The organism is Streptomyces sp. NPDC059080 (assembly GCF_042739975.1).
Lineage (GTDB): Bacteria > Actinomycetota > Actinomycetes > Streptomycetales > Streptomycetaceae > Streptomyces > Streptomyces benahoarensis.
In genome coordinates this window covers 34,036-55,261 of sequence record NZ_JBHYGX010000014.1, presented here as the reverse complement: position 1 = coordinate 55,261, position 21,226 = coordinate 34,036, and the positions used below count along the sequence as shown (strand labels likewise).

18 protein-coding genes and 1 pseudogene are annotated in these 21,226 nt (G+C 74.7%); 10 read left to right on the top strand and 9 right to left on the bottom strand.

Annotated elements, in window-relative coordinates; genetic code table 11:
• Positions 1 to 94: 94 nt before the first annotated feature.
• Positions 95 to 550, top strand: coding sequence for an HD domain-containing protein (locus ACFWWQ_RS14255; RefSeq protein ID WP_384595526.1), 456 nt, complete (start codon positions 95 to 97; stop codon positions 548 to 550).
• Positions 551 to 690: 140 nt separating this feature from the next.
• Positions 691 to 1,164: a VOC family protein gene (locus ACFWWQ_RS14250; protein ID WP_384595305.1), complete on the top strand. Its 474-nt coding sequence runs from the start codon at positions 691 to 693 to the stop codon at positions 1,162 to 1,164.
• An 88-nt stretch (positions 1,165 to 1,252) separates the two neighbouring features.
• On the opposite strand, the gene ACFWWQ_RS14245 is transcribed toward ACFWWQ_RS14250, so the two are convergent.
• Complete coding sequence (locus ACFWWQ_RS14245) at positions 1,253 to 2,395, bottom strand: ferritin-like domain-containing protein (RefSeq protein WP_384595302.1); 1,143 nt, start codon at positions 2,393 to 2,395, stop codon at positions 1,253 to 1,255.
• A gap of 223 nt (positions 2,396 to 2,618) precedes the next feature.
• Here ACFWWQ_RS14245 and ACFWWQ_RS14240 point away from each other — a divergent pair.
• The 4 genes and pseudogenes from ACFWWQ_RS14240 to ACFWWQ_RS14225 all read left to right on the top strand — a co-directional run bounded on the left by ACFWWQ_RS14240 (position 2,619) and on the right by ACFWWQ_RS14225 (position 5,967).
• Positions 2,619 to 3,184: pseudogene (locus ACFWWQ_RS14240) on the top strand (diiron oxygenase).
• Positions 3,185 to 3,255: 71 nt separating this feature from the next.
• Positions 3,256 to 3,996 carry a TetR/AcrR family transcriptional regulator gene (locus ACFWWQ_RS14235; RefSeq protein WP_384595299.1) on the top strand — a complete coding sequence of 247 codons (741 nt, stop codon included), beginning with the start codon at positions 3,256 to 3,258 and terminating at the stop codon, positions 3,994 to 3,996.
• A 108-nt stretch (positions 3,997 to 4,104) separates the two neighbouring features.
• Positions 4,105 to 4,371 (top strand): hypothetical protein, encoded by a 267-nt coding sequence (locus tag ACFWWQ_RS14230; RefSeq protein WP_384595296.1) that lies wholly within the window; start codon positions 4,105 to 4,107, stop codon positions 4,369 to 4,371.
• 369 nt (positions 4,372 to 4,740) lie between these two features.
• Positions 4,741 to 5,967, top strand: a complete 1,227-nt coding sequence (locus ACFWWQ_RS14225) for an NlpC/P60 family protein (RefSeq protein ID WP_384595293.1) — start codon at positions 4,741 to 4,743, stop codon at positions 5,965 to 5,967.
• 39 nt (positions 5,968 to 6,006) lie between these two features.
• Here the strand turns inward: ACFWWQ_RS14225 and ACFWWQ_RS14220 are convergent, their stop codons facing one another.
• From ACFWWQ_RS14220 to ACFWWQ_RS14200, 5 genes are all read right to left on the bottom strand, one after another.
• Complete coding sequence (locus tag ACFWWQ_RS14220; protein WP_384595290.1) at positions 6,007 to 7,269, bottom strand: styrene monooxygenase/indole monooxygenase family protein; 1,263 nt, start codon at positions 7,267 to 7,269, stop codon at positions 6,007 to 6,009.
• A gap of 62 nt (positions 7,270 to 7,331) precedes the next feature.
• Positions 7,332 to 7,952 (bottom strand): ATP/GTP-binding protein, encoded by a 621-nt coding sequence (locus tag ACFWWQ_RS14215; RefSeq protein WP_384595523.1) that lies wholly within the window; start codon positions 7,950 to 7,952, stop codon positions 7,332 to 7,334.
• 34 nt (positions 7,953 to 7,986) lie between these two features.
• On the bottom strand, positions 7,987 to 8,388 hold the full coding sequence (locus tag ACFWWQ_RS14210) for a DUF742 domain-containing protein (protein ID WP_143943678.1): 402 nt from the start codon (positions 8,386 to 8,388) through the stop codon (positions 7,987 to 7,989).
• Entirely contained in the window at positions 8,385 to 8,876 is a 492-nt protein-coding gene (locus tag ACFWWQ_RS14205; RefSeq protein ID WP_384595286.1) for a roadblock/LC7 domain-containing protein, read from the bottom strand. Before ACFWWQ_RS14205 ends, ACFWWQ_RS14210 begins: the two co-directional genes overlap by 4 nt.
• A complete protein-coding gene (locus tag ACFWWQ_RS14200; protein ID WP_384595283.1) occupies positions 8,876 to 11,941 on the bottom strand; it encodes a nitrate- and nitrite sensing domain-containing protein in 3,066 nt (1,021 codons plus the stop codon). Before ACFWWQ_RS14200 ends, ACFWWQ_RS14205 begins: the two co-directional genes overlap by 1 nt.
• Positions 11,942 to 12,556: 615 nt before the next feature.
• Here ACFWWQ_RS14200 and ACFWWQ_RS14195 point away from each other — a divergent pair.
• Entirely contained in the window at positions 12,557 to 13,402 is an 846-nt protein-coding gene (locus ACFWWQ_RS14195) for a hypothetical protein (protein ID WP_384595280.1), read from the top strand.
• 168 nt (positions 13,403 to 13,570) lie between these two features.
• Here ACFWWQ_RS14195 and ACFWWQ_RS14190 read toward each other — a convergent pair whose 3' ends face one another.
• Complete coding sequence (locus tag ACFWWQ_RS14190) at positions 13,571 to 14,065, bottom strand: MarR family winged helix-turn-helix transcriptional regulator (RefSeq protein ID WP_384595277.1); 495 nt, start codon at positions 14,063 to 14,065, stop codon at positions 13,571 to 13,573.
• A gap of 619 nt (positions 14,066 to 14,684) precedes the next feature.
• Between ACFWWQ_RS14190 and ACFWWQ_RS14185 the strand changes: the two genes are divergently transcribed.
• Positions 14,685 to 15,542, top strand: coding sequence for a lysozyme (locus tag ACFWWQ_RS14185; RefSeq protein ID WP_384595274.1), 858 nt, complete (start codon positions 14,685 to 14,687; stop codon positions 15,540 to 15,542).
• A 181-nt stretch (positions 15,543 to 15,723) separates the two neighbouring features.
• On the opposite strand, the gene lon is transcribed toward ACFWWQ_RS14185, so the two are convergent.
• Positions 15,724 to 18,195 carry an endopeptidase La gene (lon, locus tag ACFWWQ_RS14180; RefSeq protein WP_384595272.1) on the bottom strand — a complete coding sequence of 824 codons (2,472 nt, stop codon included), beginning with the start codon at positions 18,193 to 18,195 and terminating at the stop codon, positions 15,724 to 15,726.
• A 211-nt stretch (positions 18,196 to 18,406) separates the two neighbouring features.
• Here lon and ACFWWQ_RS14175 point away from each other — a divergent pair, with 211 nt between their 5' ends.
• Positions 18,407 to 19,198, top strand: coding sequence for a GNAT family N-acetyltransferase (locus tag ACFWWQ_RS14175; protein ID WP_384595269.1), 792 nt, complete (start codon positions 18,407 to 18,409; stop codon positions 19,196 to 19,198).
• A gap of 200 nt (positions 19,199 to 19,398) precedes the next feature.
• Here the strand turns inward: ACFWWQ_RS14175 and ACFWWQ_RS14170 are convergent, their stop codons facing one another.
• On the bottom strand, positions 19,399 to 20,136 hold the full coding sequence (locus ACFWWQ_RS14170; protein ID WP_384595266.1) for a rhomboid-like protein: 738 nt from the start codon (positions 20,134 to 20,136) through the stop codon (positions 19,399 to 19,401).
• 192 nt (positions 20,137 to 20,328) lie between these two features.
• On the opposite strand from ACFWWQ_RS14170, the gene ACFWWQ_RS14165 reads away from it, so the two are divergent.
• Positions 20,329 to 21,072: a spermidine synthase gene (locus ACFWWQ_RS14165; protein WP_384595263.1), complete on the top strand. Its 744-nt coding sequence runs from the start codon at positions 20,329 to 20,331 to the stop codon at positions 21,070 to 21,072.
• Positions 21,073 to 21,226 lie beyond the last annotated feature (154 nt).

Here is a 21,226-nt window from a genome sequence, read left to right as displayed (position 1 = left end):
CCCGGCCCGAGCACCCCGGCACAATGACCGCATGACGGAACCTGACGGCGGTACGGCGGTGGCCGGTGCGGCGGTGCCCGGTGCGGCGGTGCCCATGCTCACCGCGGCGGAGGTCGAGGCGCTGGCGCGACGGGCGCACGACGGGCAGACGGACAAGGCGGGCCGCCCGTACGCGGAGCATCTGGCGGCGGTCGCCGACGGGGTACGGGAGCGGGGCGGCGGCCCGGAGCAGATCGCCGCGGCGTGGCTGCACGACGCCGTCGAGGACGGGGCGCTCTCCGCGGACCGGCTGGCGCGGGCGGCGCTGACCGAGGCGACCAAGGCGATGGTCCTCGCCGTCACCAAACGGGACGGCGAGGAGCCCGAGGCGTACGCCGCCCGGATCCTGGCGACGCCGGGCGCGCTGCTGGTCAAGACGGCCGACCTGGCCCACAACGCGGACCCGGCGCGGCTCGCGGCCCTGGACGGTCCGACCCGGGAGCGGCTGACGGCGAAGTACGCCCGGATGCGCGCGCTGTTGGGGCTGGCCGAGTTGGGGCTGGCCGGGTAGCGGTCCCGCCTACGAGGTGCTGACCGGCCCGGTCGCGGGCGGGTGGCCGGTACCCCAATGGCGGGCGCCGACCCGGGGTGGCACGGTCGTTGTCAGGGGGGCGGGACGCGCGTCCCGCCCGCCGACACCAGGAGCCCGCCATGCCGAAGATCACCCCGAACCTCTGGTTCGACACCCAGGGCAAGGACGCCGCCGAGTTCTACGTCTCGGTGTTCCCCCATTCCCGTATCACCCAGGTCTCGTACTACGGCGAGGCCGGTCCGCGCCCGGCCGGGACGGTGCTGACCGTCGATTTCGAGCTGGACGGGCAGCCGTACACGGCGATCAACGGCGGCCCGGAGTTCACCTTCGACGAGGCGATCTCGCTGCTGATCAACTGCGCGGACCAGGCGGAGGTCGACTACTACTGGGACACCCTGGGCAAGGGCGGCCGCACCGGTCCGTGCGGCTGGCTCAAGGACCGTTACGGCCTGTCCTGGCAGGTGGTCCCGGACGCGCTCGGCGAGCTGATGTCCGACCCCGATCCGGCGCGCGCCCAGCGCGCGTTGCAGGCGATGCTGGGGATGCAGAAGCTCGATGTCGATGCCTTGCGGGCGGCGGCGGACGGGGGCTGAGCCCGGCCTCGGGCCGGGGCGCCCGGGGCGGCGGCGCGCCCTGAAACGGCGGGGCAGGCGGGGCACCGGGGCCCGGCCCCGCCCCGCCTCACCCCCGCCCCTCACCGCCGTCCTCCGCGGCCCCCTCCGCGGCCCCCTCCGCGACCGTCGCCGCGATCTCGGCGGTGCGGGCCGCCTCCTCGGCGGCGAAGCGGCGGGCGTCCAACTGCTCGGCCAGCTCCTCGTCCCGGTCCATCAGCGTGTCCAGCTCCGCGTCGCCCAGGTCGAGGACGCCCAGGTCGGCGTAGGCACGGCGCAGGCGCGGGCTCCACAGGCCGATGTCCTTGACGCACGGCACGATGCGGCTGAAGAGCAGCTTGCGGAAGAGGTGCAGGAACTCCGACTGTTCGGTGAGTTCGAGGGCGTCGGCGCGCGGAATGCCGAAGTTCTCCAGGACCTCCAGACCGCGCAGCCGATCCCGCATCAGATAGCAGCCCTCGATGACGAACTCCTCGCGTTCGCGCAGTTCGGCGTCGGTGAGCTGCCGGTAGTAGTCGCGCAGCGCCATCCGGCCGAAGGCGACGTGCCGGGCCTCGTCCTGCATGACGTAGGCGAGGATCTGGTGCGGCAGCGGCTTGGTGGTGGTGTCGCGGATCATGCCGAACGCCGCCAGCGCCAGCCCCTCGATGAGCACCTGCATGCCGAGGTAGGGCATGTCCCAGCGGGCGTCGCGGAGGGTGTCGCCGAGGAGGGCGCGCAGGCTGTCGTTGACGGGGTAGAGCAGCTGGATCTTCTCGTGCAGGAAGCGGCTGTAGATCTCGGCGTGCCGCGCCTCGTCCATGGCCTGGGTGGCGGAGTAGAACTTCGCGTCGAGGTCGGGCACGGATTCGGTGATCCGGGCGGCGCACACCATCGCGCCCTGCTCACCGTGGAGGAACTGGCTGAACTGCCAGGCGGTGAAGTGCTGGCGCAGCGCGCCGCGGTCCCGTTCGGACATCCGGTCCCAGTACGGCGTGCCGTACAGGACCGTCGACTCGTCGGGGGTGCCGAGCGGGTCGAGCGGGTCGACCTCCAGGTCCCAGTCGATGCGGGTGGTGGCGTCCCACTGCTTGTCCTTGCCCTTCTGGTAGAGGGCGAGGAGCCGGGCGCGCCCCTCGTCGTACTCCCAGCTGAAGCGGGCGGCTCCGGCGGCGGGGACCTCCCACAGGAGGCCGTCGGCGGGTTCTCGGGTGTAGGTCTCGCGGCTCGACACGGGCGTCTCCTCGGCTCACCGGGCTGCTGGGGCCTGTCGTCACGCTCCGCCCGCCGGCCGGGGAACGCGTCGTGCGCTGCGGTACGGCGGCGGGGTCACTGGCAGGCTCACACGTTGCTTACCGGCGGGTCAAGAAGTCGTGTGCGGGGGATTGACGGGCTTACTGACGCGTCGTCTTATAAGACGTGACCGCCGGTAACCCATGAGCGAGGTAGCCACAGCCATGACGCGCGCGACGACCGCGACGACCCTCCCGGACACCGAGGTCCTGCGGGACGCCCTCGGGCTGCTCAAGGACCGCGAGCAGGTGGCCGAGCGCCTGCTCGACTCCTCGGCCACGCACTCCTTCGACCCCGACACCGCACTCGACTGGGACGCACCGTTCGAAGACGGCAAGTGGCACTGGCCGCCGGAGCTGGTGTCGCTCTACGACACGCCCCTGTACGCGGCGTGACCCGCATCCATGTCGTCGAGGAGGCGCGCCATGTGCGCTACGCGCGGGAGGAGTTGCGGCGGCAGATGGTGACGGCGCCGCGCTGGGAGCGGGAGCTGACCCGGGTCAGCGCGGGCGAGGCGGCGCGGGTCTTCTCCGTCGCGTTCGTCAACCCGGCGGTCTACAGCAACGTCGGCCTGGACCGGCGGGAGGCCGTCGCGCAGGTCCGGGCGAGCGGGCACCGCCGCGAGGTGATGCAGTCCGGCGCCAAGCGGCTGACCGACTTCCTCGACGAGATCGGCGTGCTGCGCGGCGTGGGCCGGAAGTTGTGGCGCAGCTCCGGGCTGCTGGCCTGATCCGTACGGACCGGCGGGCGGCGGCCCGGCCGTCTGTGCGGCGGCGAACGCGGGGCGGTTACGCTGCCGGTATGAACGGCAGCGGCACCGCCCCGGCAGTACCCCGACCCGCCTATCGCAGGATGGGCGTGGAGCAGCGCCGCAGCCAACTCCTCGCCGCCGCACTGGGACTGTTCGCCCACCGCGCACCCGAGGACGTGACGCTCGACGACGTCGCGACCGCCGCCGGGGTCTCCCGGCCGCTGGTCTACCGCTACTTCCCCGGCGGCAAACAGCAGCTGTACGAGGCGGCCCTGCGCAGCGCCGCCGACGCCCTCGAAGGCTGCTTCGACGAACCGGAGACCGGCCCGCTCACCCAGCGCCTCTCGCACGCCCTCGACCGCTATCTCGCCTTCGTCGACGAGCACGACGCGGGGTTCAGCGCGCTGCTCCAGGGCGGCAGCGTGGTCGGGACGTCCCGGACGTCGGCGATCGTGGACGAGGTCCGGCGCGCCGCGGCCGACCACATCCTGCACCACCTCGGCGCACCGGAGCCGGGGCGGCGGCTGCGGATGACCGTCCGGATGTGGATCACGGCGGTGGAGGCCGCCTCGCTGATCTGGCTGGACGAGGAGAAACACCCGGACCTGGGCGAACTGCGGGACTGGCTGGTCGACCACTTCATGGCGCTGCTGGCCTCGACGGCGGCGCGCGACCCGCAGACGGCCCGGGTGGTGCGGCGGGCGCTGGCACTGGAGACCCGCGAGGGCCGGGTGGGCGACCTGGCCCGCCGCGCCCTGCCGGTCATCGGCGACGCCGGTCATCTGCTGTGAAGGGCGCCGCGTCCCGGGCCCGGCGTGAGCCGCCCGGCGCCCGCCGTGGCACCGGCCCGTACTCCTGACGCGCCCCCGGCCCGCTCCCCCCGGTGTGACACTTGCCCCGTGAGAAGCGAGAACACCCCGTTCACCGGTGGCCCGCTGGACGGCCGGGTGCTGCCGGTCCTCGTCGGCGCCACCGGCCGCCCGCCGAAGGTCTACACCGTGCCGGTCCCGCACGACGACGGCACCCCGCCGACGGTGCACGTCTACCGCCGCGTCCCGGGCCCGCCCGGCCGCCTCGGCCTGCCCCGCGGCTGGCGCTACGCGTACGACCCCGAAGGGGATGCGGGGCGCGGTCAGCTCAAGTGGCCCTGGAGCACGTCGGGTTGAGCCGCTGGGCGGGCGCACGGACACGAGCCCCGGGCGCCCCGCCCGGACGCGCGCCGCCGGCCCGCAACCGCCCGATGCGCCTCCCCCGCGCACCTCCCCACGCCGCCCGCGCGCCCGCACCCGGGCGCCCGCCTCCGCCGACTCCCCGCCCCCACACCCCCTCCACCCCTCTGGTCCGGACCATTGGCACTCAATGGTCCGGCCGCCCGGCGCCGATCGGGTGAGCCGACCGCCCGCTTCCTCCGGCTTCGTTCAGAAATCACCACCCACCGTGGCAGCATCCCCACCGTTCGCACGTCACGGATACGGCCGGACGGCCGGAGCACCGGGCACCCCGGCGCCCTGGCCGTCGGCGTCGGAGGTGGTCAGATGTCCGGTCCCGCACCGCGGTCGTCGCGCTCCCTGCGGTCGGCCGGTGCCGCGCTGCTCCTCGGCGCCACCGCGCTGACCGGCCCCGCGGCCCCCGCCACCGCCGCCCCCGCCCCGGCCCCGGAGACGACGGCCGCGACGGCCGCCACCCCCGGCGGCCCGGCCCCGGCCCCGGCCCCCCACAGCCCCGCCGCCCTCCTCCGCCGCCTCCAGGCCCTCTACCGCTCCGCCGAGGAGTCCACCGAGGCGTACAACGCCACCCAGGAGGCCCTCAAGGCGACGCAGACGCGCGCGACGAGCCTCGACGAGCGGCTGCAACAGGCCCGCGCCCGGCTCGCCGGGGCCCGCGCCGACGCCGGGCGGCTGGCCCGCCAGCAGTACCAGGGCGGCGGCCCCGCCACCCTCGCCTCGTACGTCCGGGTGCTGCTCGCCGACGACCCGGAGCAGGCGATGGACCGCAGCCATCTGCTGCACACCGCCGCCACCGAGGCCGCCGCCACCATCGGCCGGATGGCCCGCGGCGCGCGGCGGGCCGACGCCCTCGCCCGGCAGGCGGACGCCGCCCTCGACCGGCAGCGCGCCCTCACCGCACAGCGCGCCCGGCAGCAGGCCACCGTGCAGTACCGCCTCAAGGACGTCGAGCGGTTGCTGGCCCAGCTCTCCGAGGACCAGCTCACCGCGCTCGACAGGCTGGAGAGCGACGGCGCCGCCACCGCGCAGCGAGCGCTGGAATCCCGCGGCGCGCTCGGCGCGGCGGGCGCCCCCTCGTCCGCGGGCGACCGGGCCATCGCCTACGGCCTGCGCCAGGTCGGCAAACCGTACGCCTGGGGGGCCACCGGACCCGACGCGTTCGACTGCTCCGGCCTCACCTCGCAGGCGTGGTCGCACGCCGGGCGGACCATTCCGCGCACCAGCCAGGAGCAGTGGAAGCGGCTGCCGCACGTCCCGCTGAACCGGCTGCGCCCCGGCGACCTCGTCGTCTACTTCCCCGGCGCGACCCATGTGGCGCTGTACGTCGGCGCAGGGAAGGTCGTCCAGGCACCGCGCCCGGGCACCGCCGTCCGCCTCTCCCCGCTCGCCTCGGACCCGCCGCTCGGCGCCGTCCGCCCGGACCCCGCCGCCCGGCCGGTCACCGGCTACACCGCGCCCCGTCAGATCACCGCGGACGGCCCGGCGCCCGGCGCGGCGGACACCGGATACGCCACGTCCGCCGCCCCCGGGCACTGAGCCGGGGACGGCGGACGGAAGCGGCGGACGGTCCGGAGGTCAGGCCGCCGGGCCGCCGAACGACCCCAGGTACGCGTCGGCCTTCTCTTGCTCGAAGAAGAAGTTCTCGAAGTCGGCCGGGTTGTTGAAGCCGTTGGCGAAGCGGTCCGCGACCGGCTGGATCTGGCCGGCGGCGCCGATCAGGTTCAGCACGTGCTCGGGCGGCGGCGCCAGCATCGCGTTGGTCCACTTGGTGACGTGCTGCGCGGTCTGCCAGTAACGCTCGAAGGTGGCCTGCATCCACTCCGCGTCGAACGGCTGGTCACCGCGCTCGACGATGGAGGAGAGGTAGGCGGCGGCGCACTTGGAGGCGGAGTTGGAGCCCTGGCCGGTGATCGGGTCGTTGGCGACGACGACGTCCGCGACACCGAGGACCAGACCGCCGGAGGGCAGCCGCCCGATGGGGTTGCGCACAGTCGGGGCGTACCGCCCGGCCAGCGTGCCCTGCGCGTCGGTCAGTTCGACCTTCGTGGAACGCGCGTACTCCCAGGGCAGGAACTTCTCCAGCAGTTCGAGGGTGAGCGCCAGGTGTTCGTTGGGGTCCTTGACGCCCTGGAACGCGTCGAGCGGACCGCCCGGTATGCCCTCCCAGAAGAGGATGTCGGCGCGGCCGGAGTTGGTGAACGTCGGCATGACGAACAGCTCGCCGACGCCGGGCACCAGGTTGCAGCGCACCGCGTCGAACTCGGGGTGCTCCGGACGCGGGCCCATGCCGTGGACGTACGCGACGGCCAGGGCGCGCTGCGGGGTGTCGTACGGCGAGCGGGACGCGTCGCGGCCGAACATCGAGACCAGTTCGCCCTTGCCCGCCGAGACCAGCGTCAGGTCGTAGCGGCTGGCGAAGAAGTCCAGGTCGGAGACTGCGGCGCCGTGAATGACGAGCTGGCCGCCACGCTGCGCGAAGGTCTCCATCCAGCCGGCCATCTTGACCCGCTGGTCGACGGACTGGGCGTAGCCGTCGAGCTTGCCCACCCAGTCGATGGCGCGCTGGGAGCCCTCGGGGGACTCGAAGCTGCCGGGGGCCGCGACCGAGACGCCCAGGCCCTCGATGCGCGGCGCCTGGTTCTCCCAGAAGTTGATCTGGAGGTCACGCTCGTGCTGGAGGGCGGTGTGGAACATGCACTGCGTCGACATGACCCTGCCGGAGCGGATCTCGTCGGAGGTGCGGTTGGACATCAGGGTGACCTCGTACCCCTTGGACTGGAGGCCAAGGGCAAGCTGGAGGCCGGACTGACCGGCTCCCACGACGAGTATCTTCCGCATGGTGGTGCTCTTCTCTGCGTTTGCTGCTGCTTCGGGGAGGGGGGATCGGTGCGGGCGGCAGCCTATTCGGGCGTTTCGGCCAGCGCGTGGCCGACCAGTGCCAGCAGCGACTGGACGACGGTGGGCCGGTTCCGCGCGTCCATGATCACGATGGGTACGTGGGGCGGCACGGTCAGCGCGTCCCGCACGTCCTCCACCGCGTACATCGACGTCCCCTCGAAGTGGTTGACGGCGACGACGTAGGGCAGCTGGCAGCTCTCGAAGTAGTCGAGCGCCGGGAAGCAGTCCTCCAGCCGGCGGGTGTCCGCCATCACGATCGCGCCGATCGCCCCGCGCACCAGGTCGTCCCACATGAACCAGAAGCGCTGCTGTCCGGGCGTGCCGAACAGGTAGAGCACCAGGTCCTGGTCGAGCGTGATGCGGCCGAAGTCCATCGCGACCGTGGTGGTCTTCTTCTCCGGCGTGGCGGTCAGATCGTCCGTCTCCGCGCTGGCCTGCGTCATCACCGCCTCGGTCTGCAGCGGGGTGATCTCCGAGACCGAGCCGACGAAGGTGGTCTTGCCGACGCCGAAGCCACCGGCGACCACGATCTTCGTGGCGATCGGGGCGCGCGAGCGGTCGGTCTGCCAGCTCTGCAGACCCGAGTCGGCGGCGGACTGCGCACCACCGGCGAACAGGTCCACGTCGTCGGCGCCCGCCGCACCGGCCGTTATCGTGTCAGAGCCTGTGAAGTCCACTCAGCACCCTTTCCAGCAGCGCGCGGTCGGGCCGGCCAGTGCCGTGACCGGTGCCGTAGACGCGGATCTTTCCCTGGTCGGCGAGGTCGCTCAGCAGCACCCGGACCACGCCGAGCGGCATATTGAGCAGTGCGGAGATCTCCGCCACGGAACGCATCCGGCGGCACAGCTCCACGATGGCGCGCATCTCCGGCATGACCCGGTCGCCCCAGCCACCGGACGTCAGCTCCGGACGCTCGCTGGGGGCGTCGAGCGCCGCCACGAACGTCTCGACGAGCAGGACGTGACCGAAGCGGGTCCGGCCGCCGGTCAACGAATACGGTCGTACGCGCGCGGGTTTGCGGTCCCCGCCGCGCACGGGGAGTTGGGGTGTGGTGCTCACTGGGTGCTCTCCATCGACTTACGCAGTTCGCTGCGGAGTTCGGGGGTGAGGACATGTCCGGCCCGGCCGACGAAGAGCGCCATGTGGTAGGCGATGATGCTCATGTCGCAGTCCGGGGTGGCGTGCACGCCGAGCAGCGAACCGTCGCTGATCGACATGACGAAAAGACTGCCCTCGTCCATGGTGACCATGGTCTGTTTGACCAGCCCGCCGGACATCAGCTTGGCGGCGCCGGAGGTGAGGCTGCCCAGTCCGGAGACGATGGTGGCCAGGTCGGCGCTGGAGCCGCGGGGCCCCCCGCCCTCCGTGTGCGCCGCCGCCTCACCCTGTCCGGGGTCGGAGGAGAGCAGCAGCAGACCGTCGGAGGAGACGACGGCGACGGAGAGAATCCCCGGGACCTCGTCGACAAGATTGGTCAGCAGCCAGTGCAGGTTCCGGGCCTGGGTGCTCCGGCCGCCTGCTCCGTGAGCAATGGGCGCTTGGGCCATCAATCGCGTGCCTCCTCGACAACGTGGCTCATCCCCGGGGCCCCCGCACCGCCGGTGTCCATCTGTGAGCTGGTCTGCTGCGCGGCCTGGTCCTGCGGCGCGGCGGGCTGCGGCGCGGCGGGTTGCGCCGCGCCACCCGGGCCCTCGGGACGGCCCCCGAACTCCGCCTCGACCTCGCGGCGTCCGGAGCGCGCCCCCTGCTGGAAGCCGCCGAGCCGTCGGCGCAGCGCCTCCGCGTTGGCCTTGCCGGTCTTGCGCGGCGCGGCGGCGTTCTCCTTCGGCGCCACGACCTTGGGCGTCCGCTTGGGCAGGCCCAGGTCCGTACGGCGCTGCTCGGGCACCGCGGGCTGCTCCCCGGCGCCCGGTGCGGCCGCCTCGGCGTGCGGCGCGGCCGCCTGCGCGGGCTCCGCGGCCGGAGCGGGCCGGGTGTGCTGGTCGGGCCCGATGGCGTACGGGTCTGCCGGTGCCGCGGGCTCCGCCGGACGACGGTGACTGCCGGTGCCGGGCTCACCGTAGGGGCCGGACGACATCGGCCCGTACGGGCTGCCGCCGACGGGCGCCTGCGGTGCGGCCGGTGCCTGCGGAACCTGGGCCTGCGGTGCGGCGGGCGCCTCGGTGTACGGGGCGACGGGACCGGCCGGTGCGGGACGGCCGGAGGCCGCGTCCGGGACGGCGGGGGCGACGGGCGCCTGCGGGCCCGGAGCCTGCGCCGCGCCCGGAGCCTGCGCCGCGCCCGGAGCCTGCGCCTGCGGAGCTATCTGCGTCCGCGGAGCCGGGGCCTGGGCCTGCGGGGCCCCCACCTGCGGGTCCCTCGGCGTCTGCGGCCCGGTGGGGGCCTGCGCCGCCGGGTTCGGGTCCGTGGGCGCGCCGCGGTCCGGGAGTCCGGCCGCGTCGACGGCGCGCTCGGCGGCGGCGACCAGCGGGTCGGCCTGCGGGGCGGGGGTCACGGCGGGCTGTGCGGGGGCCCCGCCGCGCTTCGGGAGGGCCGACGGGTCGGCGCGCAGCACCCGCGCCTGGAGCGCGTTGGAGTTCGCCTCAGCGACCGAACCGGGCAGGGCCGGGCCGGCGGACGCGGGCGTACCCGCGCGGGTGTTCACCGGACCCGGTCGGGTCGGCAGGATCGAACCGGGCAGCACCACGACGGCGGTGACGCCGCCCTGCTGCTGGGCCCGCAGCTGCACCCGGACGCCGTGCCGGGCGGCGAGCCGCACCACGACGTACAGGCCCAGGCCCAGGGCCTCGTCGATGGACTCGGAGGTGGACGCGGTCTCCGCGTCGGCGAGCCGCTCGTTGAGCTCGGCGAGGCGTTCGGCGGTCATGCCGATGCCCTCGTCCTGCACCGAGAGCATCAGCTCACCGGTCTCCAGCAGCCAGCCGGACAGCTCGACATGGGCCTCCGGCGGGGAGAACGCGGTGGCGTTCTCCAGGAGTTCGGCGACCAGGTGACTGATGTCGTCGGCGGCGAACCCGGCGATCTGCGCATGCGGCGGCAGCGACTGGATGATCACCCGGTCGTAGCGCTCGATCTCGCTGACCGAGGCGCGCAGCACCTCCAGCAGCGGCACCGGGCCCGGGTGGCCGGTGCCGTGTTCGGTACCAGCCAGGACCAGCAGGTTCTCGCTGTTGCGGCGCATCTGCGCGGCGAAGTGGTCGAGCTTGAAGAGGGTTTCCAGGGCCGCCGGGTCCTGCTCCTGCTCCTCCATCGACTCGATGACATGGAGCTGACGCTCGACCAGGCCGACGGTGCGCAGCGCGAGGTTGACGTACCGGCCGTGCACACCGGTACGCAGCGTCGCCAGCCGCTCGGTCAGCTCCCCGACCTCGGCCCGCAGCGCGTCACGCTCGCCGTCGAGCACCTCGCGCTCGTCGGCCAGCCGCTGCCGGGCGTTGATCAGCCGGCCGCGCTCGCCCTCCAGCTCGGCGGTGCGCCGGGCCACGTCGGCGACCTGCGCGTGCAGCGCGTTGACGGAGCGGACGGCGGCGGCGAACTCGTCGTTGCGGCCCTTGAAGGCGATGGGCTCCTCGTGCGCCGGGTCCGCGGCGACCCGCTTGGCGCCGAGCCGCAGCGCGGCCAGCGGGCGGGTCATGGAGCGGGCGGCGGAGATCGAGACGCCGAGCGCGAGCAGCAGGCAGACGCCGACCAGGGCGATCCGCACCTCCAGCGCGGTGACGTCGTCGTCGCGCAGGTCGGAGAGGCGCTGGATCTCCTGGGTGGCCAGGGCCGATTCGACGCCGCGCATCAGGTCGATCCGGGCGGTGAGCGTGGCCTGGACCCGCGAGCGGCTGAGCGCCACGTCGGCGGCGTCCATGCGCGGCTGGTCGGTGAGGCGGGTGAGGTACCGCTCGGCGGCGGTGACGTCCGCGCCGTTGACCGTGGCGTCGTAGCGGTCCTGAGTGCTCTCCCCGGCAACCTGCGTGAAGTCCGCGAGGGAACCCTGTTCGCGCAGGTGGGCGAGTTGGGCCGCGGCGGACAGCTGGGGCTGCTCGCCGCCCGCCCGCAGCGCCGCGAGCAGCAGCGCGCGGGTCCCGGCGGCCTGTTCGACGGCGCGGCCCAGCGCGGGCAGCGCCCGGGTGTCGGCGTCGGCGCCGTCCGCGCGTCCGGGCAGGGAGTGGGCGATGTCGTCGGCGATGGCGCCGAGCGCCTGGAGGGCACGGGTGTACGCCTCGTAGGTGGACTGCGCGGTCGCCGGTCCGGCCAGGGCCTCCTGACGGATCTGCGGCAGCCCGGAGAGCTGCTTCTCGGCGGCGGCGTAGACCGTGGTCTCGCCGGACGCGCCCTGGGAGGCGGCGCGCAGATCGCGCAGCTGCCGGTCGACGCGGGCGCGCAGCGCCTCGTAACCGGCGGCGGTGCTCCCGCCACGCCCGGTGGCGACGTACGACGTCATGGTGTCGCGCTCGTCCGCCAGGGAGTGGGACAGCGCTATCGCCCGCGCGTCGAGTTGTGCCAGTTCGACGAGTCGCTGACTGGTGTGGGTGTCGTCCACCGCGGCGCTGATGCCGGGGGCACCGGCACCCGCTACGGCGACCGCGACCACCGCCACCGCGCCCATCAGACGGTTGCGCACCCGCGCGGGGCGCCTGCCCGCGGGGTCACCACCGGTCGTCGCATCCCGGCCGGGGCCTGTGCCCGTATCCGGTACCGGGACCGGTCGGGCCGGCGTTCCCGGCTTACCTGCGCTGCCCCGAAGCCGCTTCTTCCGCACCGCTGCTCGCATTCCTGTCTCGCCTGCCCACGCCGTGTGGCGCGCGGGTCCGGCTCGGTTTCCGCTCGCGGGGCGAACCTGCGCGAAACCGCAGCAGTGCACGCTTCCGCGAAGGGAAACAGCCCGGCCTTGCGCGGCGCGACGTATGTCCCGGCCCGCCCCCCAATGATTCGGGAAGCGACCTTTCCACCGGCTCCGCGCAGTGGCTCGGCAACACTTGCCCGGCCACGCGAATGAGTGAACATCAATCGGAAGTTGACCATCAACTTCCGTGCGTGGCCGATTCTCGGTGCAACCCGGCGTAACCCTGTGGTGCGTTTGGAGAACCGGTCGGCTCCTGCAAGGATGCCCGCCCGCACCGCGCGCACCCCTGCACGGGGCGCCCCGCCGCGCGCACCGGACGCCGGCCCGCCGTCCACCCGCCCGCGCGGCGCCGCCACCGCCGCCGCTCGCCGCCGCTCCGGCAGACTGCCCGGCATGCGCATCGAACTCGCCGTCGCACCGGGCGATCCCCAACACCCAAACGAGGACTACGCGTCCGTCGCTCTGCCCGCGTCCGGCCGGGGCGGAACTTTGGTGCTGCTGGACGGCGTGACCCCGCCCGAGGGCGACTACGGGTGTACGCATCCGGTGCCGTGGTTCACCGCGCGGCTCGGGGGCGCGATGCTCGAACTGTCGGTTTCGCACCGGGACATGACGCTCACTGAGGCACTCGCGGCAGCCATCTCCCGTACGGCCGCCCTTCACCGGCCGGCGTGTGACCTTTCTCACCCCCGCACCCCGCAGGCCACGGTGGTCGCCGTGCGGTGGTCCGAGGAGAGCGTCGAACACCTCGTACTCTCCGACTCGGTCCTGCTGTTGACGCGCGTGGACGGTTCCGTGACACCGGTGCGCGACACGCGGCTCGACGAGCTGACCCCGGCGGTCCGCGCCGAACGCGAGGCGCTGCGGGCGCTGCCGCGCGGCTCGGCCGAGCGCACGGCGGCCGCCCGCCGGTACGTACGTTCCGTCGAGGCGCTGCGGAACGCCGAGGGCGGGTTCTTCACGGCGGCGGCCGATCCGTCGGTCGCCGCCCGCGCGGTCACCGGGTGCACACCGCGCGCCGAGGTGCGCGCGCTGACGGCGCTCAGCGACGGCGCCGGGCGCTGGGTCGAGGTGTTCCGCGAGGGTTCCTGGCAGGGGTGCGCGGCGCTGGTGGCCGGCGACGGTCCGCAGGCGCTGATCGATGCGGTCCGCGCGGCGGAGGCGGCGGACCCGGAGGGCGCCGCGTACCCGCGCGGCAAGGCGCGGGACGACGCGGCGGTGGTGTACGTGGAGCCGTGAGGGCGGGACGGCCGGGGCACGCCCGGCCGGACGCGGGGCAGCGGACGGCCGGACGCGGGGCGGGGGACGGCCGGACGCGGGGCGGGGGACGGCCGGTGCGGGCAACGGACGGCCGGTGCGGAGCCCCGCCCGGTGCGGCGCACGGCGGGACTCCCCCACGGGTACGCCCTACGCCCCGTCCTCCCCCTCCTGTTCGGCGTTGAGGCGGTGCAGCAGGCGGCTCAGTTCGGCGACCTCGGTGCGGTCCCAGGCCGCGAGGCGGCGGGCGTAGCGGGCGCGGCGGGCGAGGCGGGCCCGGCCGTAGCGGTCGTGGCCCTCGTCGGTGAGGCGGACCAGGACGGCGCGGCCGTCGGCGGGGTCGGGCTCGCGGGTGACCAGGCCGAGCTCTTCGAGGGCGTGCAGTTGACGGCTCATCGTCGCCTTGCCGACGCCGAAGTAACCGGCCAGGTCGGTGGCGCGCTGCGCCCCGGCGTCGGAGAGGCGCACCAGCAGGCCGTACGCGGCGGGCTCCATGTCGGGGTGGACCTCGCGGGCCAGCTCGCCGGAGGAGGCGCGGGCCCGGCGCAGGAACACCGCCAACTCGCGTTCCAGGGCGAGGAATACGTGGTCCACACCCGCCGCGTCGCCGTGCTCCGCCGCTCCGTCGGCTCCGGTGTTGTGCACGTCAGCACCCTTTCCGGCGTTTCCGTTCGTGAAAAGTTTCCGTTCGCCGCCGCCGAAGCCGCAGCTCCGCCAGTATTTCGCAGGATGAGACCAACGGCAGCCCCGTATCCCCCTTTTATCGCCGCGGTCTACGCGCGTATCGTCATTTCTGGCATGGGCACACCAAGTCATCGGGTGTCCGGCCATCCCGGTCCGCGTACGGCGTCCGCACCGACGGGCGCCCACGCGCACCACGCACGCCGCACCACCGCGCACCGCACCTCAGCACCTCCGCACCCGCACGTCGGCACCTGCAATTCCGGCACCACGCACCGCACTCCGCCGCACTCCGCCGCACTCCGCCGCGCCCCGCGGCGGGGGGGGGGGGGGGCGCCCGGCGGGGGGGGGGGGCGCCCGCGCGGGCGGGGGGGGGGGGCGCGCGGGCGCTCTCCCGCCGCGCCCCGCACCCCGCCGACCACCCGCGCCACCCCCCACGCCACCACAGCGCCACCGGCCCCGCACCGGGGCACCCGCAGCCCGCTTGGCCGCCTTAGCCCGGCGGCGCGTGGCACCGGGGCCGCGGTCCGCCGCGGCCCCGTCATCCCCCCTCAGGTCACCTCAACGAAATCCGGAGGCACGCATGCTCGTGCACAGGTCGGGCTCCCCTCACCGCACCCGCTCCCTGGCCACCGTGGCCGGCGCCCTGCTCGCGCTCTTCGCGCTGCTGCTGGGCCTGCCCGGCAGCGCGACGGCCGCCGCGACGCCCGCCAAGGACGCGCCCGAACCGTCCCACCCCGCCCAGGACTGGGCCGGATCGCAGATCGCCGCACACGAGGGCACCGGCTCGGTCCGCCCGGCGACCGGGCTGCTCGCCGGGGTCGAGGGTGTCGACGTCAGCGGTCACCAGGGCAGCGTCGACTGGTCGGCGCTGTGGAACAGCGGCGTGAAGTTCGCGTACGTCAAGGCGACGGAGTCGACGACGTACACCAACCCCTCCTTCGCGCAGCAGTACAACGGCTCGTACAACATCGGCATGATCCGCGGCGCGTACCACTTCGCCACGCCGGACACCTCCAGCGGCGCGGCCCAGGCCACCTACTTCGTCGACCACGGCGGCGGCTGGTCCAAGGACGGCAGGACCCTGCCGGGCGCGCTGGACATGGAGTACAACCCGTACGGCGACACCTGCTACGGCATGACCGCCACCGGGCTCGTCAACTGGATGAAGGACTGGTTCGCGACCTACAAGTCGCGCACCGGCCGGGACGCGGTCCTCTACACCTCCACCAGCTGGTGGAAGCAGTGCACCGGCAACAACACCGGCTTCGGCAGCGTCAACCCGCTGTGGGTGCCACGCTACGGCTCGTCGGTCGGCGAACTCCCGGGCGGGTGGGGCTTCCACACCATCTGGCAGTACACCTCGACCGGCCCGAACGTCGGGGACCACAACTCCTTCAACGGCGCGTACGACCGGCTCCAGGCCCTCGCCAACGGCTGATCCGCGCGCACGAACGGGGCCCCCCCCCCGCCGGGGGGGGGGGCCCCCCGGGGGGGGGCCCCCCCCCGCCCCCCCCCCCCGCGGGCCCCCCCCCCCCCCGGGGGGGGCCGCGCGGGGGCGCGGGGGGCGCGGGGGGGGGGGGGGGGGGGGGGGGCCCCGGTGCGAGGGCCCGCCGCGTCCCTCACCCCGCGGCGGGCACCGCCCCGTCCGGTGCGGCCGGGTCGCGGACCGGCGTGGCTGCGTCGGTCAGCGCCAGCTCCAGCACCGTGCGCACATCGGTGACCGGCCGTACGTCGAGGGTCTGAAGGATCTCCTCGGGGACCTCGTCCAGATCCGGTGCGTTGCGCTGCGGGATGATCACCGTGGTGATGCCCGCACGGTGCGCGGCGAGCAGCTTCTGCTTGATCCCGCCGACCGGCAGCACCCGCCCGGTCAGCGACACCTCACCGGTCATCGCCACATCCGGCCGCACCTGACGGCCGGAGAGCAGCGAGGCCAGCGCGGTCGTCATCGTCACGCCCGCGCTCGGCCCGTCCTTCGGGACGGCTCCGGCCGGTACGTGGAGATGGACGCCGCGCTCCTTGAGGTCGCCGACCGGAAGTTCCAGCTCCGCGCCGCGCGAGCGCAGGAACGACAGCGCGATGTGCGCCGATTCCTTCATCACGTCGCCGAGCTGACCGGTGAGCGTCAGCCCCGAGGCGCCGGTCTCCGGGTCGGCGAGCGATGCCTCGACGTACAGCACATCGCCACCGGCGCCGGTGACCGCGAGTCCGGTGACCACCCCGGGCACGGCGGTCCGCCGCACGGCCGGGTCCTGCGCCGCCTCCGGGGTGTGGTGCGGCCGTCCGATCAGCGGGCGCAGCTCCTCGGCGCCGACGGTGAACGGCAGCTCCTGCTCGCCCAGTTCGTGCCGGGCTGCCACCTTGCGCAGCAGCCGGGCCACCGCGCGCTCCAGGTTCCGTACGCCGGCCTCGCGGGTGTACTCCCCGGCCAGGCTGCGCAGCGCGTCGTCGGTGAGGGTGACCTCGCCGGGCGCGAGTCCGGCCAGCTCCAGCTGGCGCGGCAGCAGATGGTCGCGGGCGATGACGATCTTCTCGTCCTCGGTGTAGCCGTCCAGCCGCACCAGCTCCATCCGGTCCAGCAGCGGCCCGGGGATGGCTTCGAGGACGTTGGCGGTGGCGAGGAACACCACGTCGCTGAGGTCGAGTTCGACCTCCAGGTAGTGGTCGCGGAAGGTGTGGTTCTGCGCCGGGTCCAGGACCTCCAGGAGGGCGGCCGCGGGGTCGCCGCGGTAGTCGGAGCCGACCTTGTCGATCTCGTCGAGCAGCACCACCGGGTTCATCGAACCGGCTTCCTTGATCGCCCGGACGATGCGGCCGGGCAGCGCGCCGACGTACGTCCGCCGGTGCCCACGGATCTCCGCCTCGTCGCGTACGCCGCCGAGCGCCACCCGGACGAAGGAGCGGCCCATGGCCCGGGCGACGGACTCGCCGAGCGAGGTCTTGCCGACACCGGGCGGCCCGACCAGCGCCAGCACGGCGCCCCCGGCGCGGCGCCCGCCGCCGGTGGTGGCCTCGGCATCGTCGGCGCCGGCCCGTTCGGCGCGCCGCTTGCGGACCGCCAGGTACTCGGTGATCCGCTCCTTGACGTCCTCCAGACCGGCGTGGTCCGCGTCCAGCACGGCGCGCGCCCCGGTGATGTCGTAGGCGTCCTCGGTCCGTTCGTTCCAGGGCAGTTCGAGGACGGTGTCGAGCCAGTTGCGGATCCAGGGGCCCTCGGGGCTCTGGTCGCCGGCGCGTTCCAGCTTGTCGACCTCCTTGAGGGCGGCCTTGCGGACGTCCTCGGGGAGCGCGGCGGCCTCGACGCGGGCGCGGTGGTCGCCGCTCTCGTCGTCGGCGTCGCCGTTCAGCTCGGACAGCTCCTTGCGGACCGCCTCCAGCTGCCGCCGCAGCAGGAATTCGCGCTGCTGCTTGTCGACGCCCTCCTGGACGTCCTTGGCGATGGACTCGGCGACGTCCTGCTCGGCCAGATGGTCGCGGAGCGTCTCGGTGGCGAACTTCAGCCGGGCGACCGGGTCGGTGGTCTCCAGCAGCCGGATCTTCTGCTCGGTGGTGAGGAACGGCGAGTACCCGGCGTTGTCGGCGAGGGCGGAGACGTCCTCGATCTGCTGGACGCGGTCGACGACCTGCCAGGCACCGCGCCTGCGCAGCCAGCTGGTGGCCAGCGCCTTGTACTCGGTGACGAGCTCGGTCACGGCGCCGGGAAGGGTGCGGCCGCCCTCGCCGTCGGCGGTGCCCGGCACCGTCTCCTCGACGGCGCTGCCCGCCACCCAGAGTGCGGCCCCCGGGCCGGTGGTCCCGGAGCCGATACGCACCCGGCGCAGCCCGCGGATCAGCGCGCCCGGGTCACCGTCGGACAACCGGCCGACCTGCTCGATCCGCCCGAGCGTGCCGATCGCCGCGTAGGTGCCGTCGACCCGGGGCACAAGCAGCACCTCCGGCTTGTTGCCCTGGACGGCGGCGGACTGCGCGGCCTCCACGGCGGCCCGTACGTCCGCGTCCGACAGGTCCAGCGGCACGACCATCCCGGGCAGGACCACCTCGTCATCGAGGGGCAGCACCGGCAGAGTGAGCGTGTGGGACGACGAAGCCATGATCTCCCCTTCGGCAGGCAAGTTGAGCTATTCCCACTCAATGCCGGGGAGCGGGGAGATGTTCCCCGGTCCGTGTTCGCCGTGAGCGATCAGCGGATCGCCGTCCGGCGCGACGCCCCCGTGGCCGGTACCCGCGCCACCGCGCCCACCGGGCGCCACGGCCCGCCCGCCGCTACGGAAAATCGCTTGCCCACCCTCGTACCGTCGAACCATGACGGACATCGACGGCTTGCTCGCGGCCTACGACGAGCGGATGCGGGGCGTCCCGCCGGACCTGCCCCGGGGCGTCACCACGGAGCGGGACGGGCTGCTGACGCGGCTGACCGGGCAGTTCCGCGGCTTCGTCAGCGGCCCGCCGGACCTGGGCGTACGCGGCGCCGCGCTGGATGCGCTGATCGCCCGGCAGTGCGCGGTGTTCGCCGCCCGGGGCGAGGCCGTGGAGTGGAAGACCCACGGCCATGACCTGCCGGAAGAGCTCCCCGAGCGGCTGCGTGCCGCCGGGTTCGTGCCCGAGGAGCGGGAGACGGTGCTCATCGGCCGCGCCCGGGAGATGGCCGGGGAGCCCGTACTCGCCGAGGGCGTCACGCTGCGCCAGGTCACCGACGACGCCGATATGCGGCGCATCGCGGCCATGGAGACGGCGGTCTGGGGCGACGACCACGGCTGGCTGGCCGACGATCTGACCGCCCGGGTGGCCGCCGCCCCGGACCGCATCGCCGTCCTGGTGGCGGAGGCCGGGGGCGAGGTGGTCTCGGCGGGCTGGCTGGTGCTGCAGGCCGGCACCGGTTTCGCGAGCCTGTGGGGCGGCTCGACGCTGCCCGCCTGGCGCGGCCGCGGCGTCTACCGCGCCCTGGTCGCCGCCCGCGCCACGCTCGCCGTGGCCCACGGCGCGGACCTCCTCCAGGTCGACGCCTCCGACGCCAGCGCCCCGATCCTGCGCCGCCTCGGCTTCCATGCGGTGACCACGACGACGCCGTACGTGTGGACGCCGGGGGGCGGGTGAGGGCAGCGAACCGGGCGCGGGCGGGCCGTGACCGGGGCGGGCCGGGGCAGGGGCGGACGGACGCGGCGGCCCGGACCGTGCGGGCTCGGCCTGGCCCGGGCGGCTCTCCGGGGCGGCCCGGCGCGCCCCCGGGCGGGCCGTGACCGGGCCGGCCCGGGGCACGGGCGGACGGGCCGCCCGCCGCCCGCCCCGCATCCAGCTCAGCGCCGCCGCACCCCCGCCACCGGCACCGCACGCCCCGGCACCCGCCGCAGCGCCGGATGCCCCAGATCCCCGTGGAGCCGCACCGGGCGCGGGCCGGACCGCCCCCGGCGCAGCAGCGGCCAGGCCGTCACGCCCAGGGTGAGGGAGAGGAGGTGGCCGCAGGAGCTGAGCGGGTCCGCGAAGGTCAGCAGGTCCGCCGTGACGTAGTAGCCGGCGCCGCCGAGCAGCGGCCACCGCAGCCGCCCCGGCAGCAGCCCGGCCAGCGCTCCGGCGCAGGTCATCACGCCGTAGCTGATGCCGTAGTCGAGACGGTGCGCCGCGCCGGGCGGCAGCGCCCCGGTGGCGACGGCGGCGCCCACCGGCAGCTCCGTGGCGAGGGTGGCCAGCACATGGCCGCCGAGGAAGACCGCGACGGTGCGCACCGCGCCGACCCGCCGCTCCAGCCCGGCAAGCACCACGACGAAGGCACACGCGAACCCGGAGAGCAGCCCGCCGTCGATCCACAGCGCGCTCGCCACCAGCACCCGCAGCGGCGTCGCCGCCAGATGCGCCGCGTCGGTACTGGAGCCCCGCAGCAGCTCCGCCACCCGCACCGGGTCCGCGTACGCCGCGAAGAGCGAGGTCCCCATCAGCAGCAACGCGTACCAGAAGGTGAACGGCGTCGCCCGGGGCCCGGGCAGCAACCGCCACGCCCACCGGCCCGACCGCACCGCACCGCTCACCGCACCGCTCACCACACCGCCCCTCCCCTTCGGTCCTGGTCCTCCTACGCCCGCCATGCTCAACGCCCGGCGACGCCCGCCCGTTCACCGCGCGCCCGCCCGCCCCACGTGAAGTACCTCACGGCGCACAACCCGGGGCGGGCCCGCCGCGTTGCCCGGACTATCGGCTGGACCGGTGCCCGCGCGGTTGGCCAGGATGGCCGCATGACTCCCGTTCCCCCCGACCCGAGCTTCCCGACCCCGGCCGGTACCGCGGAGGGCCCGGTCACGCTGGACCGCCGCGAGGGTCCGTACGGCGAGGTGGTGCTGCGCCGGCGCGGCGGCGCGGACGGCTCCGGTGGCGCGCCGGTCCACGAGATCATCGCCAACGGCTGCTTCCTGATGGACACCTCCGACGGCCGCTCCGAGCGGCTGCTGATCGATGCGGCGCTGGCCGGTCTGCCGTCGGAGCGGGAGCGTCCGGCCGTGCTGCTCGGTGGCCTCGGCGTGGGGTTTTCGCTGGTCAGAGCGGTGGAGGAGCGCTGGGGGCGGATCGCGGTGGTCGAACGGGAGGCCGCGGTGATCGACTGGCACCGCACCGGCCCCCTGTCCACGCTGACCGGCCGGGCGCTCGCCGACCCCCGCACCGCGATCGTGCACGCCGATCTGGTGGCCCATCTGCGCGACGACGCGGCCCCGGGTTCGTACGACGCGCTGTGTCTGGACATCGACAACGGGCCGGACTGGACCGTCACCGACGGCAACGGCGGGCTCTACTCCCCCGCCGGGCTCGCGGCCTGCCGGGCGGCGCTGACGGCGGGCGGGGTGCTGGCCGTCTGGTCGGCCCAGCCGTCGCCCGCCTTCGACCAGGCCCTCCGGAATGCCGGTTTCCAGCGCGTTCGCACGGAAGAGGTGCCTGTCGCCCGAGGTGTCCCCGACGTCGTTCACCTCGCGCACAAGGGCGCGTAGCCGACAGTCACACTGTGCGCTTACGCTGCTCCCCTGGATGTGACGCGGCGCGGGGGGCCCCCCCCCCCGCCCGGGGCCCCCCCCCCCCCCGCCCCCCCGCCCCCCCCCCCCCCCCCCGCCCCCCGGGGCCAGGAGGGGGGGGGGGGTGGCCCCA

What these genes read in the sequence shown, in the direction of transcription:
- ACFWWQ_RS14255 (WP_384595526.1), top strand. Translation starts at nt 95, where the DNA reads ATGCTCACCGCGGCGGAGGTCGAGGCGCTGGCGCGACGGGCGCACGAC.
- ACFWWQ_RS14250 (WP_384595305.1), top strand. Translation starts at nt 691, where the DNA reads ATGCCGAAGATCACCCCGAACCTCTGGTTCGACACCCAGGGCAAGGAC.
- ACFWWQ_RS14235 (WP_384595299.1), top strand. Translation starts at nt 3,256, where the DNA reads ATGAACGGCAGCGGCACCGCCCCGGCAGTACCCCGACCCGCCTATCGC.
- ACFWWQ_RS14225 (WP_384595293.1), top strand. Translation starts at nt 4,741, where the DNA reads ATGTCCGGTCCCGCACCGCGGTCGTCGCGCTCCCTGCGGTCGGCCGGT.
- ACFWWQ_RS14220 (WP_384595290.1), bottom strand. Translation starts at nt 7,269, where the DNA reads ATGCGGAAGATACTCGTCGTGGGAGCCGGTCAGTCCGGCCTCCAGCTT.
- ACFWWQ_RS14205 (WP_384595286.1), bottom strand. Translation starts at nt 8,876, where the DNA reads ATGGCCCAAGCGCCCATTGCTCACGGAGCAGGCGGCCGGAGCACCCAG.
- ACFWWQ_RS14195 (WP_384595280.1), top strand. Translation starts at nt 12,557, where the DNA reads ATGCGCATCGAACTCGCCGTCGCACCGGGCGATCCCCAACACCCAAAC.
- ACFWWQ_RS14185 (WP_384595274.1), top strand. Translation starts at nt 14,685, where the DNA reads ATGCTCGTGCACAGGTCGGGCTCCCCTCACCGCACCCGCTCCCTGGCC.
- lon (WP_384595272.1), bottom strand. Translation starts at nt 18,195, where the DNA reads ATGGCTTCGTCGTCCCACACGCTCACTCTGCCGGTGCTGCCCCTCGAT.
- ACFWWQ_RS14175 (WP_384595269.1), top strand. Translation starts at nt 18,407, where the DNA reads ATGACGGACATCGACGGCTTGCTCGCGGCCTACGACGAGCGGATGCGG.
- ACFWWQ_RS14165 (WP_384595263.1), top strand. Translation starts at nt 20,329, where the DNA reads ATGACTCCCGTTCCCCCCGACCCGAGCTTCCCGACCCCGGCCGGTACC.